We start from the raw sequence: 15,822 nt of genomic DNA, 5'->3' as shown, positions 1-15,822 counted from the left end.
TGGTATGGAAGCCATTCAATGGCTGGCGGAGTAATTATCGATTTCAGCACGGTTAGCATGAGAGTCCTCGTAATTGGCGGTGATGGTTATTGCGGCTGGGCGACAGCCCTCTACCTTTCAAATCGTGGCCATGATGTGGCGATTTTGGATAGCCTGATTCGGCGCCACTGGGATGCCGAACTCTGTGTCGAGACCCTCACCCCGATCGCCCCCATTCAGCACCGTCTGCAACGCTGGCAGGATCTCACTGGCAAGAAAATTGGCCTTTATATTGGCGATATTTGTAACTATCACTTCCTTGAGCGCGCCATGCTGGAGTTTCAGCCCGAGGCGATCGTCCACTTTGGCGAACAACGCTCCGCCCCCTACTCCATGATTGACCGGGAGCACGCCGTCTTTACCCAAGTCAATAATGTTGTCGGCACCCTCAACCTGCTGTACGCCATCCATACCCACAACCCTGACTGCCACCTTGTCAAACTAGGCACGATGGGTGAATACGGCACCCCCAACATTGATATTGAAGAGGGCTACATCACCATTGAGCACAATGGTCGCAAGGATACATTGCCCTATCCCAAGCAGCCCGGTAGCTTCTATCACCTCAGTAAAGTTCACGATAGCCACAACATTCACTTTGCCTGCCGCATTTGGGGACTGCGCGCCACCGATTTGAACCAAGGGGTAGTCTATGGCGTGCTCACCGAAGAAACGGGCATGGACGAACTGTTGATCAACCGCCTTGACTACGACGGTATCTTTGGCACCGCCCTCAATCGCTTCTGTATTCAAGCTGCCATTGGTCATCCCCTGACGGTCTATGGCAAGGGCGGGCAAACTCGCGGTTTCTTGGATATTCGCGATACCGTGCGTTGTATCGAATTGGCCGTTAACAACCCCGCCGCACCGGGTGAATTCCGCGTCCTCAACCAATTCACAGAACAATTTAGTGTCGGTGACCTTGCCCACAAAGTCCAAGAAGCGGGTAAAGCCCTCGGCCTCAAGGTGGAAATCCAGCACCTCGAAAACCCCCGTGTTGAAAAAGAAGAGCACTACTTCAACGCCAAAAACACCAAACTGCTGGATTTGGGACTGCAACCCCACTACCTGTCGGATTCGCTCCTCGACTCCCTGCTGAACTTTGCCATCAAGTACAAAGACCGGGTGGATGTTAATCACATTCTGCCCAAAGTGAAATGGCGCGCCTAAACCCACGGCCGCTATGACCCCCTATGCCGTAACGGCGTCTTGGTTGGCTGAGCATTTGGCCGATCCCACAGTGGTGATTGTGGATTGCCGCTTTGACCTCATGGACATCACCCGCGGGCAACGGGAGTATGATCAGGGGCACATTCCAAGAGCCTACTATCTCGACCTAGAGCAGGATCTCTCCAGCCCTCGGCAAGAGCGTGGCGGGCGTCATCCCCTACCCGATCCAGAGAAGTTGGCAGCACGGCTCAATCAAATGGGGATTACCCCAGACACCTTGGTGGTGGCCTACGATGATTCGCGGTTTGCCTATGCCGCTCGCTGCTGGTGGCTCTTACGTTGGCTGGGACACGATCGCGCAGCGGTGCTTGATGGTGGCTATCGCGCCTATGTCGAAGCCGGGTATCCGACAACCCCTGAGGTTCCCTCGCCTCGACCGGGCAATTTCCAGCCCCATCCTCATTCGCAGTGGGTGGTGGATCGGACTGGCGTGATGGCTGCTCAAGCTGACCCCCAGACAGTGATTGTGGATGCCCGCGAACCCCGTCGCTATCGCGGTGAAATTGAACCCATTGATCCGATCGCGGGTCATATTCCCGGAGCAGTGAATTATCCGTGGCAGGCCATCTCCGATGCACAGGGGCGCTTGAAATCTGTGGCGGAACTGCAAGCCCACTGGCAGCCTTTGGCTGAGGCTGAGCAAATTATTGTCTATTGCGGATCGGGGGTAACGGCCTGTGTGGATATTTTGGGGCTGGCGATCGCTGGCCTGCATCAAACCAAGCTCTATGCGGGCAGTTGGAGCGATTGGTGTTCCTACTTGGCGGCACCTCATGACCGTTCGCTATGATCAAGCCTAAGCCCTCTTCCTCACCCGACCATGGAACGTCTTCCCAGTAATGCCCCCCCACCATCCCATCGAAGTACGACCCAGCCTCTCCACCGTCTTGGCCGTGAACTGCAACGCTTTGGCTGGATTGGCTTTTGGACACAGGTCGTCCTTGGCTTTGTCTCGCTGTTGATTATTATCATTGTTATCTTTAGTCGCCAATTCAATATCAATCGTCCGCAAAATGGCATGAATAGTCCCACACTGGGCTTAGTGCTGGCGATTATTGGTCTAGTGTTTTTGGGCGTGAGTATTTACTGCTGCTATCGCTATCCGCAACTGGGACGACGCTTGGATCGCCCAGAAAAACGCCCGACCAAGGAGCACGTGATCCGCAGTTTGAATATTGGTCTCTGGGTAAATATTGCGGGCATGATTTTTACGGTGGCTGCCGCAGAGTGGAATGTGGGCATGTTGTTGCTCAAGGTGCTGTCAATTCCCCAAGGGGCGGCGGTCTATGCCACTAATGTCTTGATTGAGCCGTTGGAGATTTTTGTGATTCAGGCGAAGGTGAATACGATTGCCGCTCAGTTGACGGGTATTATTGTGGCGCTGTGGTTGTTGCGCTGTGTGCGCCGTCCCCTGTGAATCGTCTGAGGAGATCCAAGAGACTTGTTTAATTCTCAAGAGGCTGTTGCCAGCAAAATTATTGTGGCCTTGGATGTGCCCAATTTGGAGGTCGCGATCGCCACTATTCATACGCTGCCCCAAGTGCAATTTTGGAAGGTGGGGCTAGAACTCTTTTGTGCCAGCGGGCCGATTATTCTCGATGTCCTCAAGGATCAGGGGAAGCGTATCTTTCTCGATTTGAAGCTCCACGATATTCCCAATACGGTGGCCGCCGCAGCCCGGGCGATCGCCCCCTATGGCGTGGACTTTGTGACTATCCATGCGGCAACGGGATTAGCGGGTCTGAAAAGCGCGCAGGCGGCTCTAGGGGGAAGCGCCACCCAACTCATTGGGGTGACCTTGCTCACCAGCATTGACGCAAACACCCTGCAGCAAGAACTCCAGATTCCCCTTGATCCGGCCACCTATGTTGAACGCATGGCTGATCTAGCCCATCAAGCGGGACTGGCGGGCATTGTCTGCTCTCCTCAGGAGGCGGCACGGGTAAAACAACGCTGCGGAGAGGAGTTCTTGAGAATTTGTCCGGGGATTCGCCCCCTTGGTACTGCCACAGGGGATCAAGCGCGATCGCTGACGCCCAATGCCGCCTTTGCTGCTGGTGCCTCTTACCTTGTAATTGGCCGTCCGATTTTACAAGCAGCGGATCCCGCCGCAACCTTTGATGAAATTTGCCGCAGCGTTGTTTAAGGCAATTTACAAAAACCTGCAATCCAAGATATGATTAAGAATTGTCTGAACTAGGGCGATTAGCACAGTGGTAGCGCACTTCCTTCACACGGAAGGGGTCACTGGTTCGAATCCAGTATCGCCCATTGCTTAGTTCAAGTTATAAGATGAACATAATCAGACGAGTTTAGGACTCTGCCATGAGTACCCCGATTCCGCCGATTCAGCTTCCCCCTTGTGGTGACTGCACTGCGGATGCGGCATGGTTGGAGGCAGCTCTTCTCGATTGGCTCAACACCGAGTATTTGCCAGAAGCTGTGAATCGAGCGATCGCCCAGCGAGCCGCCCAAGTGTACCGCCGTCAGCGGCTGGAAGGGGAGCATGATCTTGGCGGCATTCTCTTGGCTCTGGTCACGGAGTTGCAAGAGTTTGATTTTTCCCAAAGCTTCTATAGCGAGTTTGCGGTTGCTAATGCGGTGAGTGATCTGCTCCTGCGGCGGCTGGGCATTGAACCCTGCTGTGGGGCGGGCTAGGCTTTGGGGTGCCAGTTGGGCTTGACCACTTGACGACAGCGGGCAATGACAAGGGCATTAGCCGGTACATCTTCTGTCACCGTTGAACCCGCCGCCACCGTAACATTTTCGCCAAGGGTTACCGGAGCCACTAAAACACTGTTAGCCCCGGTCTTGGTGCCGCTACCGATATGGGTGGGGTGCTTGCGCACGCCGTCGTAGTTGGCGGTAATGGTTCCTGCCCCGATATTGACGCGATCGCCCAAGGTGGCATCGCCTAGGTAGGACAGATGAGAGGCCTTGGTGTCACTGCCCAACTGCGCTTTTTTTAGCTCGACAAAGTTACCAATGCGGCAGTGATCGGCAACCAGGCTTTGCTGGCGGATGTGGGCAAAAGGCCCCACTTGGGTATCATGGCCAATCTCACTGTCGCTAATCACGGCATAGCGAGCCGTTACCCGTTCGCCAATCACACTGTTTTCAATCAAAGTGCCGGGGCCAATGATGCTACCACTGCCAATACGGGTTTGGCCGCGCAGGTGAGTTTGGGGTTCAATCACCACATCGGGAGCCAGCTCCACGGTGTCCTCAATGGTAATGCTGGCCGGATCAATCAGGGTCACCCCCGCCTGCATCCAAGCAGTTTTGATGCGATTTTGCAGCACTTGATAGGCTGCCGCCAACTGCACGCGATCGTTAACGCCCAAAATTTCCTCATAGTCTTCCACGTCTACCGCCATCACAGGACTGAGGGCATTGACGGCATCGGTGAGGTAGTATTCCTGCTGATCATTGTTGGATTGGAGATGGGGCAACACAGCAGCCAGTTGGGGCCAGTGGAAACAATACACCCCAGCATTGATGCGGCGGTTTTGCTTTTGGGCTGTGGTGCAGTCACGGTCTTCAATAATTTGCTTCAAGATATTCTGACTGTCACAAATCACACGGCCATAGCCCTGGGGGTTGGGAATTTGTGCCGTTAAAATCGTGGCCGCATTGTTGTGTTTCTGGTGGACTGCGAGCAACTTCGCCAGCGTCTCCCCACGCAAGAGGGGCACATCGCCATTGAGTACCAAAAGATGGCCTTCATAGTCCTTGAGGTACGGCAAAAGCTGCTGTACCGCATGACCCGTTCCCAGTTGTTCCCGCTGCTCGACAAACTCCACGTGGGGTTGATCCGCTAAGGCAGCCCGCACTGTGTCGCCTCCATAACCAATGATCACAAACTGCCGTTGCGGTTGCAGAGATTGAACTTGGTGCAAAACCCAGCCCACCAGCGATCGCCCACCTAGGGGATGGAGAACTTTTGGCAGCGAGGATTTCATCCGTGTGCCTCGTCCTGCCGCTAAGACTGCCACAATGACCATGGATTTGTTGTGCCTCAATGCGCAAAGGGATGGCAAACGAGCAATACTGGGGAGAAGCAGCCCAGCCGCATCAGCGCCATGCACAATTGGAGTATACCAAGGTTGCGGTAGCCAAAGATAGCAGCGCCACAGGCGAGTCCATGCGCCCAAGATGCATCAACGACCCCAAAATCCAGTAAGGTTGATGCAGTAGTTGACGAGTCACTCACAGTCCATGACTGCTTCAAAATCAACCAAGCGACCTGTCCCCTTGGCGGCTCAGTTCCTAAAATTGGTGGGAATCATCCTGCTCCTCACCTTTTTGGTCGAGTGGAGCATTCTCTTTATTACTCCCCAGTTCAATAATAGCCAGTGGCAACTCACGGTCGTTAACCAATTCATTGAGCGCGGTGCCACCCCCTTGATTGGGTTTGTCTTTATCTACACTGGCTTTTGGATTCAAGCGGTTTCTGGCAGTACGACGCAGCCGGAGCCGGGGGAACCTGCCCTCAAGGATTGGCGATTTTGGGTCTTTGTCCTCTCGAGTTTGCTAGGATTGCTCTGCCTGCTGGGGATTCCCCTCTACCTATCGATTACGGGGCAAATTACGGAACAGGCGGTCAACCAAATCAATCAAGAGGCGGCACAGGCAGAAATTCGGGTTGAGCAGGAACAGCAGCAAATTAAACAATTGGCCAGTAGCGGTCAACTGGAGCAACTCCTGAAAAGCAATCAACTGCCCCCCGATCAACAGGCGATTCTCGAGCAGTTACAAAAAGACCCCCAAGCCCTTGATAAACAAGCGGGTCAGGCACGGGAGCGCATCCGCAACCAACAACAGGAAGCGGTGAATCGGGCGCAACAGGAAGCCTTTCTGAATCGTCTCAGGGTAGGACTTCGTAGTTTTCTATTGGCAGTGGGCTTTATTACCATTGGTTGGAGTGGTCTGCGCGAACACCGCTAGGCATCGTCACCATTGCCGCCTACCTGAGGAGTAGAATATGCTTTACCTCATTGTACGTTGGCGTCTTCTGTCGCAGTCGCTGGGTCTCGGCTGCTTGATCAGCCTGCTGCTCCAACTGACGGCCGCAGCAGTGGAATTGCGGGTCGCGGTTTTAGATCGGGTACGCCAAGTAACAATCAGTAGCTCCACCCCAGCACAATTACGGGATGAGGCGGGTCGGGTGCTGACAGTGGCACCGCAGCAGAATATTACGGCTGTGCTCACGGGGGCGGGGGTACAAGCAGGGGGTGTGCAGGGGCGGCAAGTTTTCCTCGAACCTCGAGACCATGGCCTCGTGCGGGTGGGCGATCGCTGGTATCGCGGGCGGTTGCAATTGGTGAGTACCAGTGAGGGGATTATCGCCATCAACCTCGTGGATTTAGAGGAATATCTGCCCAGTGTCGTGGGCAAGGAAATGTATCCCTCTTGGCCGCTGGAAGCCCTCAAAGCTCAAGCGGTGGCCTCCCGTTCCTTTGTCCTCTTTCGGCGCGATCGCGAACGCCGTCGTCCCGGTAGTCTTTTTGATGTCGGTGCCACCGTCACCCATCAGGTGTATCCGGGGGTCAGTTCAGAAACCGCCAGTACCCTAGCTGCCGTTGCCGCCACACGCGGTCAAGTGCTCACCTACAATGGCCAAATCATTGAAGCCGTCTTCCATGCCTCCTCAGGGGGTCACACCGAAAATTCAGAGCACATTTGGCAAAATGCCGTTCCCTACCTGCGCGGTACCCCTGACTTTGACCAAATCTCCCCCAACTTTCAGTGGACGGTGCGTTTCACGGCGGCACAACTGCAACAACGCCTCCCCGGTATTGGTACCATCGTTGGCTTTCGCCCCTTGCAATTGACTCCCCAAGGGCGAGTCATGGCAGTGCAAGTGGTGGGCACAGCAGGTAGCCGCACCATTTCAGGTAGTGAACTACGGCGGGTGTTGGGATTGCGCAGTACCCTACTGACGATTACGCCAGAGTATGGCAACGTGGCCAGTCAAAGGGGGCAAAGTGTGCCAGTGGCCTTTACAATTACTGGCCGGGGTCACGGTCATGGCTTGGGCATGAGTCAATGGGGGGCTTACGGTATGGCATTACAGGGCTACACCTACGACCAAATTTTGGGGCATTATTACCAAGGCGTTACATTGAGTGTATTGGACACGACTCAGCGTTGACGAGCTTTGTGCCCCTCGACTATGCTGCCCCTAGCGGTATGGGGTGAAGGTTGTGGTCTTAACACTCTATTTCTTGCGCCACGGGCAAACTAGCTTTAGTCGCGCCAATGCCTACTGTGGAGAACTGGATCCACCCTTAACGGATGCCGGTCTAGCGATGGCTGAGGCCTTTGCCGAACACTATGCTCAGTTGCCTTGGCAAGCCGTCTTTGTCAGTCCAACGTTGCGCACTCGAACCACGGCACAGTTTTTGTGCGATCGCGTGGGTCTTCAAATGCAGGTTCGCGATGGTCTGCGGGAAATTTACTATGGTCAGTGGGAAGGCCTCTCCCCGGAAGAGGTGAATGCCAAGTTCCACGATGATTATGTGCGCTGGCTGGCGGATCCGGGCTGGAATGCGCCCACAGGGGGTGAGCGGGGGATTGACATCTACTACCGCAGTAATGCCGTTCTCTTAGAAATTGAGCGGGAGTATCCCGACGGCAATGTTCTGCTGGTTTCCCACAAGGCCACCATTCGGATTATGCTCTGTGGTCTTCTGGGTATTGATGTGGGACGATTTCGCGATCGCATTGCTGCCCCAGTAGCCAGTGTCAGTATTGTCGAATATACCTCCCGTGGGCCATTGCTCCTTGCCCTTGCGGAGCGATCGCACCTGAGTCTCGAACTGCGGCACTTGCCGGGCACCTAGCCTATACGGTCATAATGTCCTTTTCTTTCTCGGCGAGCAGGGCATCAATTTTACCGATGTATTTATCGGTGAGCCTTTGCACTTTCTCTTGCAAGTCTTTCACTTCATCTTCAGTGAGTTCGCCGGCTTTGCCCTCTTTTTTGATGTGATCAATGGCATCACGACGGATGTTGCGAATGGCAACTTTGCCCCCTTCGGCAATTTTGGCGGCAGTTTTCACCAGTTCTTTGCGTCGCTCTGTGGTCAAGGGCGGAATATTGAGGCGGACGCTGGAGCCATCGTTGTTGGGCGTCAATCCTAAGTCAGAGAGTTGAATGGCTTTTTCAATGCTGGCCAATGTGGAGCGATCGTAGGGCTGAATCAAAATCGTGGTTGCATCGGGGGTAGAGATGTTGGCCAAGGAGCGCAAGGGGGTTTCCGTGCCGTAGTAATCCACCATCACCCGGTCTAATAACGCCGCGTTGGCGCGACCCGTGCGGATACTATTAAAGTCATGCTGGGTTGCTTCAACCGATTTTTGCATCCGCTCTTCGACATCAGCTAATTTCACAGGAGCCTCCAACCATCGTACCAATGGGTTCCCCAGTCAAGGCACGGTAGATATTACCGGCCGTTTCTAAACTAAACACAATGATGGGGATATCATTATCTTTACACAGGGCGATCGCTGTACTGTCCATCACCGCCAAGTTATGGGTGAGGGCATGGGTGTAGGTGAGACTGCGGTAGCGACGCGCATTCGGATTTTTGTAGGGATCGGCATCATAGACGCCATCGACTTTAGTGGCTTTGAAAATCACTTCGGCATCAATTTCGGCAGCTCGCAGGGCGGCTGTTGTGTCAGTGGTAAAAAAGGGATTTCCTGACCCGGCTCCAAAGATGACCACCCGTCCCTTTTCCAGATGGCGAATGGCACGGCGACGAATGTAGGGTTCGGCCACCTCCTGCATGGCAATGGCAGTTTGCACCCGCGTAGGGACATTGATCTGTTCGAGGGCATCCTGCAGGGTCAGGGCATTCATGACAGTGGCAATCATACCAATGTAGTCTGCGGTCGCCCGATCCATGCCAGCCGCTGCCCCTTTCATACCACGAAAGATATTGCCACCCCCCACCACAATGGCAGTTTGAACTCCCGCTTGCACCACCTGAGCAATTTCGCTGGCAAATGCCTGCACCACTTTTGGATCGATGCCGTAGTTCAGGTTGCCCATGAGGGCTTCACCGCTCAATTTGAGCAATACGCGGCGATATTTAGGACTCATTGCGAGGATTCTTGCACTCCAATACGCTCCCCATCAACGATAGCAGGTTAGACGCGCCCGGTTGGACTCGAACCAACGACCAATCGCTTAGAAGGCGAGTGCTCTATTCCGCTGAGCTACGGGCGCATTTTTGAACATTTTCCCACAAGGCATAAGCTGAAAGTAAGATCTTCATAGTAGGGATGATTGAGATGGAGCTAAATTCTCCCCCTTCACGTTTACTTTTGGTCTGCGCTGACAACCCCTTGTCACAGCGCATGGGGCAAGACCTCCAAGCCGCAGGTTATGACCCCGTGATTGCAACAACGGAAAAGGAATGTCACTTGGCCTGCGCAGAATGGCAGCCTGCCCTGATCATCATGGATCGCTATTTGGGGCGGCTCAACAGTATGGAGTTGTGCCAGCGGTTGCGCCAGCAGGGGATTAGTTTGCCAATTCTACTGATGCTGGAGAGCGATCGCCTAGAGGATCGGGTGGCGGTGCTGGAGTCGGGTGCCGATGATTACCTACTGCTGCCCTATAGTCCCAAGCCCTTTTTGCAAATGATTCAGCTTTATCTGAAGCCGCCAGTCACCCAAAGTGAGGTGTTGCGATTTGATAATTTGACCCTTGATCTCTTGACGCGGCGGGCGGAGCGCAATGGACGCACGATCGATCTAACGATGAAGGAGTATGAACTACTGAAGTTTCTCATGGAGCATCCCCGCGAAGTCCTTACCCGTGAGCAAATTTTAGAAAATGTCTGGGGCTATGACTTTTTGGGAGAATCCAACGTCATTGAAGTGTATATTCGCTATCTGCGGTTGAAGATTGAACCTGATGGCGAAAAACGATTGATTCACACAGTGCGAGGAGTGGGCTATGTTCTCCGTGAAGCCTAAGTTACGCTGGCTGGTTCTGGGATTGGTCACGTTGGGGTTACTGCTGGGCTGTCAAAGTCTGAGCCAAGGGGATCCGTCCGCACCCCCGCAAGTGGTTCGCGGCATTCCGCAATATCTACCCATTACGGCCAAGGCGCGCATTCACGATACATGGATTCAGTTGGAAGTGGCACGCACGCCGGCACAGCAGCAGTTGGGCTTGATGTTTCGTTCGGAGTTACCCCCCGATCGCGGGATGCTGTTTCCCATCTCTCCGCCTCAAGTGGCTAGCTTCTGGATGAAAAACTGTCTCATTTCCTTGGACTTGATTTTTCTTAGGGACGGTAAAGTGGTAGCGATCGCCCCCGCAGCGCCCCCCTGCAAAACCCTGCCCTGCCCCACCTACGAATCTGGGGTTCCAGTCGATGCCGTTTTAGAACTGGCAGGTGGCCGCGCCGCTGAATTGGGACTTAAGGTCAATGATTCTGTAAAGATACAGTTTACTACTGAACCCGAAAGTACTCGAAGATAGCTGAAGCTACAAGGCTAATTAATCCTTAAAAAGTGTTATCGCCCCAAAACACCTTGCTTAAACTTCGCGATGTCACCTTGATAAGAGACTCCTGTAGTTTCTTAGCCTCTTCTGCAGCTTTTATATCTCCTCTATTTTTACTTCTCTTTTCTTCAATCGCGGTAAGAATTAGACCCACTATGCCAATAGTGGCCATCGTCTTGGGATGTGTCAGTGCCTTAAACATCTTGTCAAGCATATTTCAAATCCTTGCAAAGAGTTTTACCACTAGCATGCTTAATATGCTCAAATCAGTACCAAAACTCTGTCAAGGTTTGTTTCACATTTTTTACACTAATTCTTGGGCAAACTGAAACAAGTCTTCATCGATCAGTTGCATTGGCTGAGGCAGCAGGCATTCATTATCCTGCGGTGGTGGGTATGGTGTTGTCAGCAGCCATTAACCTTGCGCCTGCCATTGTCCACCTCAATCAGCCCGTCAGTCTCATTCTCAATAGCGTGCTCTTGGTCTTTTCCCTTGTGGCGATTACGCGCCTCAAATGGCACCCAGCGATCGCCCTTGCTGTGGGAGCAACAGTTGGATTATGCGGTGGCCAATGGTTAACTGGCACGGCCTAGTGAAGAAAACTCAAACTTGCTGGTACGGGGCACTTTTCGAGTTTTGTAAGGGTCTGGGGTCTCAGGTTCAAAATTTCTTTAAGGTGAATGAGAGACTGAAAGGGAGATTGAGTACGAAACTCAATAATCTCTTTGATATATTTTCGACGGCTTGTTTCACCTACTCCTGCATTTATAAGCCACTGTTGGATTTCGGCTCTGGAGCCTTGATTAAGCAAGCGTATTTTTAACTGAGGTTGGTTGCGATCTACCGAGGAGCCTGATAGTGTTGTTGTTGGTGTGGGGGGTGACACCTGTGGCAGTGGTAAGTTATCTAGTTTGGCATTGATGTTTACTAGGGCTGCCTCCATTTCTTTTAGGGACTGAAAAATAGCTTGATTTTGCTCTAGAAGCTGCTGAAGGAGTGTCTTGGTAAGATTTCCGTTGGAGTTGCTCGCTGGTGAGTCAAAAGCTAAAGGCTCTGTAGTTTGTTCTTGGTTTTGTGCTTCTGTTACTTCAGAAATTGTGGAGTTAGACTGAATTTGACTGAGAATTGCAGTTTCTATTTCTGGCGTATCATTTTCTTCAATAATCAGGGCATTGATTTCTTTAAGATTGGCTTTTTGGGCAGCATAATACTGCTGATGACCTGACAAGAGTTTGAAGTGATGACAGGCTAAGCGATCGCCCAAACGCCGCACCACTAGCGGTGGAAAACAGATACCTGCTTTGAGAATTGAACTAGCCAGTTCCTCTATCCTTCCCTGATCTGCGGGCACAAGGTCAGGGCTCAGTTCAATCGCTGTCAATTGAATACGTTTGCTATTGACCATTGCATTTTAGGGTTGACTAGGACTGAGTAATCCAATTGAGTTCATCTACCAAATCATTGAATTCACGGGCAGAATTTGAATTGGGCTTAAAGCGAAAAATAGATTGGGGGGCTGGTATTTCACTATCGCCACTGGCAGTCACGCGATTGAGGCTATTGGATAAGTCAACAGATTCGGTGATAATTGTCTCTAGAATTTTCAGAGGATACTTATTCGTAATTGCTTTTTGAACAGCAATAAACTTACTTGAATTCTTAGTTCGGCCATGAATTTTTGAGGGCAAAATTCCCACAATATCTAAGGGTTTTTTACCCAACTTGACCCGCAAGTCTGCAAATCGTCGATTAATATCTTTCACAAACGACATGACGTACTTTAGGCCTTGATTGGCAAAGGGCTTAAAATCTGAGGGAATAATGAGATAATCTGAGGCAATCAGGGCAATTTCGGCGTAGAGATCCCAAGCTGGCGGTGCATCTATGATGACAATATCGTAGGCATCCTTGAGTGCTTCTAACTTCATAAGCAGTTGTAGATGAATGGCATCAATCTCCTTCAGGAGATCACGGGTTTCAATGCTCACTAAATCAATATGGGCAGGGACAACATCAATCTCTGGGTGATTAAAAGACTGGGATTTCCTAACCACTTTTTCAATGGGATACTCATCGGCATATCTGAGCACATGGAAGATATGAGCATCCCGCAGTGTATCCTCCTCTTCAAACAGAAAACTCATTAAGCCAGTGGCAAAGGTCGTATTGGCTTGAGAGTCCATGTCAATAACCAAAACCCGCTTTTCCCGACAACGAAAGGCAGCTGCTAAGTTGACAGCAACAGTAGTTTTCCCTACACCACCCTTGTTGTGATAAATGGTAATAACTTTCACGCTTCTTTCCTGTCGAGTCGGTTGTCGAGTCGGTTACTGAAGGCTGAGGAGGCGGTGACGGTGTCGCGATCGCCTGCACCTGCGAGGTTGGCAGGGCTAAAGGTCAACTCACCATTGACCAAATCTACCAAAATCGTATCGCCGGGTGCAAAGACCTCTTCAAGGATCTTCACGGCGAGGGGGTTCTCCAATTCCCGTTGAATGGCGCGTTTCAGAGGACGTGCCCCATAGACTGGATCAAAGCCCACCGCCACCAAATGATCTAGCGCTGCCGGGGTGAGGCGCAGGCGAATTTTTTGATCCGCAAGGAGTTTCTCCACCCGTCGCAGTTGAATTTGAGCAATCTGTGCCAGTTCAGCCCGCCCTAGGCCATGGAAGAGGATCAAGTCATCAATGCGGTTGAGAAATTCGGGGCGAAAATACTTTTGCGCACTTTGGAGTACCCGTTGGCGCATTTCCTCATAGCGACTGTCATCCCCGGCCAAATCTAAAATATGCTCGCTGCCCAAGTTGCTGGTCATAATGATCACGGTATTGCGGAAGTCCACCGTTCGCCCTTGGGAATCAGTGACGCGGCCATCATCGAGCACCTGCAAGAGCACATTAAAGACTTCTGGATGGGCTTTTTCCACCTCGTCAAACAGAACCACGGCATAGGGACGACGGCGAATCGCTTCCGTCAGTTGACCGCCACTGTCAAAGCCGACATACCCCGGTGGTGCGCCAATCATGCGGGAGACAGCGTGTTTTTCCATGTACTCCGACATATCAATGCGCACAAGGGCATTTTCATCATCAAAGAGGGCTTCGGCAAGAGCACGGGCCAGTTCTGTTTTGCCCACCCCCGTGGGACCCATAAAGAGAAAGGAACCAATGGGACGGGCAGGGTCTTTCATGCCGGCTCGCGCTCGGCGAATCGCTGCGGCCACGGCGGCCACGGCATCGGTTTGACCAATCACCCGCTGATGGAGGACTTGTTCCAGTTGCAGGAGTTTTTGCCGTTCTGAGGCCATTAATTTTTGCAGCGGAATTCCCGTCCACTTGGCAACAATTTCAGCAATGTCGGCTTCGGTGACTTGATCGCGCAAAAAGGTGCCACCTTCGGCCTGAAGTTCCAAAAGTTGTGCTTCGGTGCTTTCCAATTCCCGTTGCAGCGTCTCGAGGCGACCATATTTAAGTTGAGCAGCTTTGTTGAGGTTGTAGTCCCGCTCCGCTTGCTCGATTTGCAGCTTTACCTGATCTTCCTCTTCTTTGAGGCTGTTGATGCGCTCTAGGAGGTCTTTTTCGGCTTGCCAGCGGGCTTGCATGGCCTGTTGTCGCGGTTGCAGTTGGGCAATTTCCTCTTCGATGCGCTGCAGGCGATCGCGGGTGGCTTGCAGTGGCACTTGGCTCAGGGGCAGACTTTCTTCCTGCTTGAGGGAGAGTTTTTCCATCTCCAGTTGCCGCAGGCGCCGCTCAAGGGCTTCGAGTTCAGCGGGCTTGGTGGTGATTTCCATTTTCAGTTTGGCCGCCGCTTCATCCACGAGATCAATGGCCTTGTCGGGCAAAAAGCGATCGCTAATATAGCGATCCGAAAGCATCGCCGCTGCCACCAATGCCGAGTCAGTAATTTTGACGTTGTGGTGAATTTCGTAGCGATCCTTGAGACCCCGCAAAATTGAGATCGTATCCTCAACACTGGGCTGGCCAATATACACCTGCTGGAAGCGACGCTCGAGGGCAGCATCCTTCTCAATATGCTTGCGGTACTCGTCTAGGGTGGTGGCACCAATACAGCGCAGTTCGCCCCGCGCCAACATCGGCTTCAGGAGGTTGCTGGCATCCATCGAGGCGTTTTGATTGGCACCCGCACCAACCACGGTGTGCAATTCATCAATAAAGAGAACAATTTGACCGTCGGAATGGGTCACTTCATGGAGAACCGCCTTGAGGCGATCTTCAAAGTCACCGCGAAACTTGGCACCCGCCACCAGACTCCCCAGATCAAGGGAAATCAACCGCCGATTTTTTAGCGATTCTGGTACATCCCCATTGATAATCCGCTGGGCAAGACCTTCGGCAATCGCCGTTTTCCCAACTCCAGGTTCGCCGATGAGCACGGGATTATTCTTAGTGCGGCGCGAGAGCACTTGAATGACGCGGCGGATTTCCTCATCGCGGCCAATGACCGGATCTAGTTTACCTTGGCGGGCTGCTTCGGTGAGATCGCGACCGTACTTTTCAAGGGCAGCGTATTTATTTTCGGGGTTTTGGTCTAAGACTTTTTGGGCGCCGCGAATGGCTTTGACGGTGGCCGCCAACTGCTCGCGATCGCAATTCAAAGCGCGGAACAGACGTTGACCAATACGGCGATCGCCCACAAATGCGAGGACAAGATGCTCAATCGAAATAAACTGATCCTCTTGCTCTTGGCGCAGACGATTGGCTTCATCAAGGAGAGCATCCAAGCTGCGGCCACAGTAGAGTTCGCTTCCCGTTGGCACGCGGGGTTGCTGTTTGGCAAAGTCCATCAGTCGCTTGAGAACCCATTCAGTGTCAATATCAGCCCGTTCAAAGATCAGTTGCCCCAGTCCTTCTTCGCGCAGGAGGGCAATCATCAAGTGCTCTGTTTCCAGATATTGGCTGCGATATTCCCGTGCCACATCTTGGGACTTAACAATGGCTTCCCATGCTTTATCAGTAAACTTTGTTGGATCCGTTGGTTGCATAGTGATAATTGAGGGCAAAACCCC

Annotated in this window: 17 protein-coding genes and 2 tRNA genes; 12 read left to right on the top strand and 7 right to left on the bottom strand. The window is 52.5% G+C overall.

Annotated features, from left to right (window positions below; all coding sequences use genetic code 11):
- Nucleotides 1-57 precede the first annotated feature (57 nt).
- The 6 genes from RHK62_RS06950 (at nucleotide 58) to RHK62_RS06925 (ending at nucleotide 3,927) form a co-directional block, all read left to right on the top strand.
- Nucleotides 58-1,209, top strand: coding sequence for an NAD-dependent epimerase/dehydratase family protein (locus RHK62_RS06950; RefSeq protein WP_181494710.1), 1,152 nt, complete (start codon nucleotides 58-60; stop codon nucleotides 1,207-1,209).
- Between the two features lie 13 nt (nucleotides 1,210-1,222).
- On the top strand, nucleotides 1,223-2,059 hold the full coding sequence (locus RHK62_RS06945) for a sulfurtransferase (RefSeq protein WP_302678268.1): 837 nt from the start codon (nucleotides 1,223-1,225) through the stop codon (nucleotides 2,057-2,059).
- Nucleotides 2,060-2,089: 30 nt separating this feature from the next.
- Nucleotides 2,090-2,686 (top strand): DUF3611 family protein, encoded by a 597-nt coding sequence (locus tag RHK62_RS06940; protein ID WP_302678267.1) that lies wholly within the window; start codon nucleotides 2,090-2,092, stop codon nucleotides 2,684-2,686.
- 24 nt (nucleotides 2,687-2,710) lie between these two features.
- A complete protein-coding gene (pyrF, locus tag RHK62_RS06935) occupies nucleotides 2,711-3,415 on the top strand; it encodes an orotidine-5'-phosphate decarboxylase (protein WP_302678266.1) in 705 nt (234 codons plus the stop codon).
- Nucleotides 3,416-3,468: 53 nt separating this feature from the next.
- A tRNA-Val gene (locus RHK62_RS06930) sits at nucleotides 3,469-3,540 on the top strand.
- A 54-nt stretch (nucleotides 3,541-3,594) separates the two neighbouring features.
- The gene (locus RHK62_RS06925) at nucleotides 3,595-3,927 is read left to right on the top strand and encodes a hypothetical protein (RefSeq protein ID WP_206200129.1); all 333 of its coding nucleotides are present in this window, start codon (nucleotides 3,595-3,597) and stop codon (nucleotides 3,925-3,927) included.
- Here the strand turns inward: RHK62_RS06925 and glmU are convergent.
- The gene (gene glmU, locus RHK62_RS06920; protein ID WP_302677618.1) at nucleotides 3,924-5,273 is read right to left on the bottom strand and encodes a bifunctional UDP-N-acetylglucosamine diphosphorylase/glucosamine-1-phosphate N-acetyltransferase GlmU; all 1,350 of its coding nucleotides are present in this window, start codon (nucleotides 5,271-5,273) and stop codon (nucleotides 3,924-3,926) included. The genes RHK62_RS06925 and glmU overlap by 4 nt on opposite strands.
- 214 nt (nucleotides 5,274-5,487) lie before the next feature.
- On the opposite strand from glmU, the gene RHK62_RS06915 reads away from it, so the two are divergent.
- Genes RHK62_RS06915 through RHK62_RS06905 form a run of 3 tightly spaced genes read left to right on the top strand, consistent with a single transcriptional unit; the run spans nucleotide 5,488 to nucleotide 8,114 of the window.
- Nucleotides 5,488-6,216, top strand: coding sequence for an HpsJ family protein (locus RHK62_RS06915; protein ID WP_302678265.1), 729 nt, complete (start codon nucleotides 5,488-5,490; stop codon nucleotides 6,214-6,216).
- A gap of 37 nt (nucleotides 6,217-6,253) precedes the next feature.
- On the top strand, nucleotides 6,254-7,423 hold the full coding sequence (locus RHK62_RS06910) for a SpoIID/LytB domain-containing protein (RefSeq protein ID WP_302678264.1): 1,170 nt from the start codon (nucleotides 6,254-6,256) through the stop codon (nucleotides 7,421-7,423).
- Nucleotides 7,424-7,475: 52 nt separating this feature from the next.
- Nucleotides 7,476-8,114: a histidine phosphatase family protein gene (locus RHK62_RS06905; RefSeq protein ID WP_310438509.1), complete on the top strand. Its 639-nt coding sequence runs from the start codon at nucleotides 7,476-7,478 to the stop codon at nucleotides 8,112-8,114.
- A 1-nt stretch (nucleotide 8,115) separates the two neighbouring features.
- Here the strand turns inward: RHK62_RS06905 and frr are convergent, their stop codons facing one another.
- The 3 genes from frr to RHK62_RS06890 all read right to left on the bottom strand — a co-directional run bounded on the left by frr (nucleotide 8,116) and on the right by RHK62_RS06890 (nucleotide 9,505).
- The gene (frr, locus tag RHK62_RS06900) at nucleotides 8,116-8,664 is read right to left on the bottom strand and encodes a ribosome recycling factor (RefSeq protein WP_310453475.1); all 549 of its coding nucleotides are present in this window, start codon (nucleotides 8,662-8,664) and stop codon (nucleotides 8,116-8,118) included.
- The gene (gene pyrH / locus RHK62_RS06895; protein WP_310453474.1) at nucleotides 8,651-9,379 is read right to left on the bottom strand and encodes a UMP kinase; all 729 of its coding nucleotides are present in this window, start codon (nucleotides 9,377-9,379) and stop codon (nucleotides 8,651-8,653) included. Before pyrH ends, frr begins: the two co-directional genes overlap by 14 nt.
- 52 nt (nucleotides 9,380-9,431) lie before the next feature.
- Nucleotides 9,432-9,505 (bottom strand) — tRNA-Arg (locus RHK62_RS06890).
- 65 nt (nucleotides 9,506-9,570) lie between these two features.
- Here RHK62_RS06890 and nblR point away from each other — a divergent pair.
- The 3 genes from nblR to RHK62_RS06875 all read left to right on the top strand — a co-directional run bounded on the left by nblR (nucleotide 9,571) and on the right by RHK62_RS06875 (nucleotide 11,389).
- A complete protein-coding gene (gene nblR, locus RHK62_RS06885) occupies nucleotides 9,571-10,260 on the top strand; it encodes a response regulator transcription factor NblR (protein ID WP_149819255.1) in 690 nt (229 codons plus the stop codon).
- Complete coding sequence (locus RHK62_RS06880) at nucleotides 10,241-10,771, top strand: DUF192 domain-containing protein (RefSeq protein WP_310453473.1); 531 nt, start codon at nucleotides 10,241-10,243, stop codon at nucleotides 10,769-10,771. The genes nblR and RHK62_RS06880 overlap by 20 nt, the downstream gene beginning before the upstream one ends.
- A 378-nt stretch (nucleotides 10,772-11,149) precedes the next feature.
- The gene (locus tag RHK62_RS06875; RefSeq protein WP_302678260.1) at nucleotides 11,150-11,389 is read left to right on the top strand and encodes a hypothetical protein; all 240 of its coding nucleotides are present in this window, start codon (nucleotides 11,150-11,152) and stop codon (nucleotides 11,387-11,389) included.
- On the opposite strand, the gene RHK62_RS06870 is transcribed toward RHK62_RS06875, so the two are convergent.
- From RHK62_RS06870 to clpB, 3 genes are read right to left on the bottom strand one after another with little or no spacing between them, the layout of a single operon-like run.
- Complete coding sequence (locus RHK62_RS06870; protein ID WP_310453472.1) at nucleotides 11,386-12,177, bottom strand: ParB N-terminal domain-containing protein; 792 nt, start codon at nucleotides 12,175-12,177, stop codon at nucleotides 11,386-11,388. The genes RHK62_RS06875 and RHK62_RS06870 overlap by 4 nt on opposite strands.
- A gap of 40 nt (nucleotides 12,178-12,217) precedes the next feature.
- Nucleotides 12,218-13,090: a ParA family protein gene (locus RHK62_RS06865; protein ID WP_302678258.1), complete on the bottom strand. Its 873-nt coding sequence runs from the start codon at nucleotides 13,088-13,090 to the stop codon at nucleotides 12,218-12,220.
- Complete coding sequence (gene clpB, locus RHK62_RS06860) at nucleotides 13,087-15,798, bottom strand: ATP-dependent chaperone ClpB (RefSeq protein ID WP_302678257.1); 2,712 nt, start codon at nucleotides 15,796-15,798, stop codon at nucleotides 13,087-13,089. The genes RHK62_RS06865 and clpB overlap by 4 nt, the downstream gene beginning before the upstream one ends.
- Between the last annotated feature and the right edge of the window lie 24 nt (nucleotides 15,799-15,822).

The sequence above is a fragment of the Thermosynechococcus sp. HY213 genome (genome assembly GCF_031460975.1).
Lineage (GTDB): Bacteria > Cyanobacteriota > Cyanobacteriia > Thermosynechococcales > Thermosynechococcaceae > Thermosynechococcus.
This window is presented reverse-complemented; position numbering and strand designations above follow the sequence as displayed.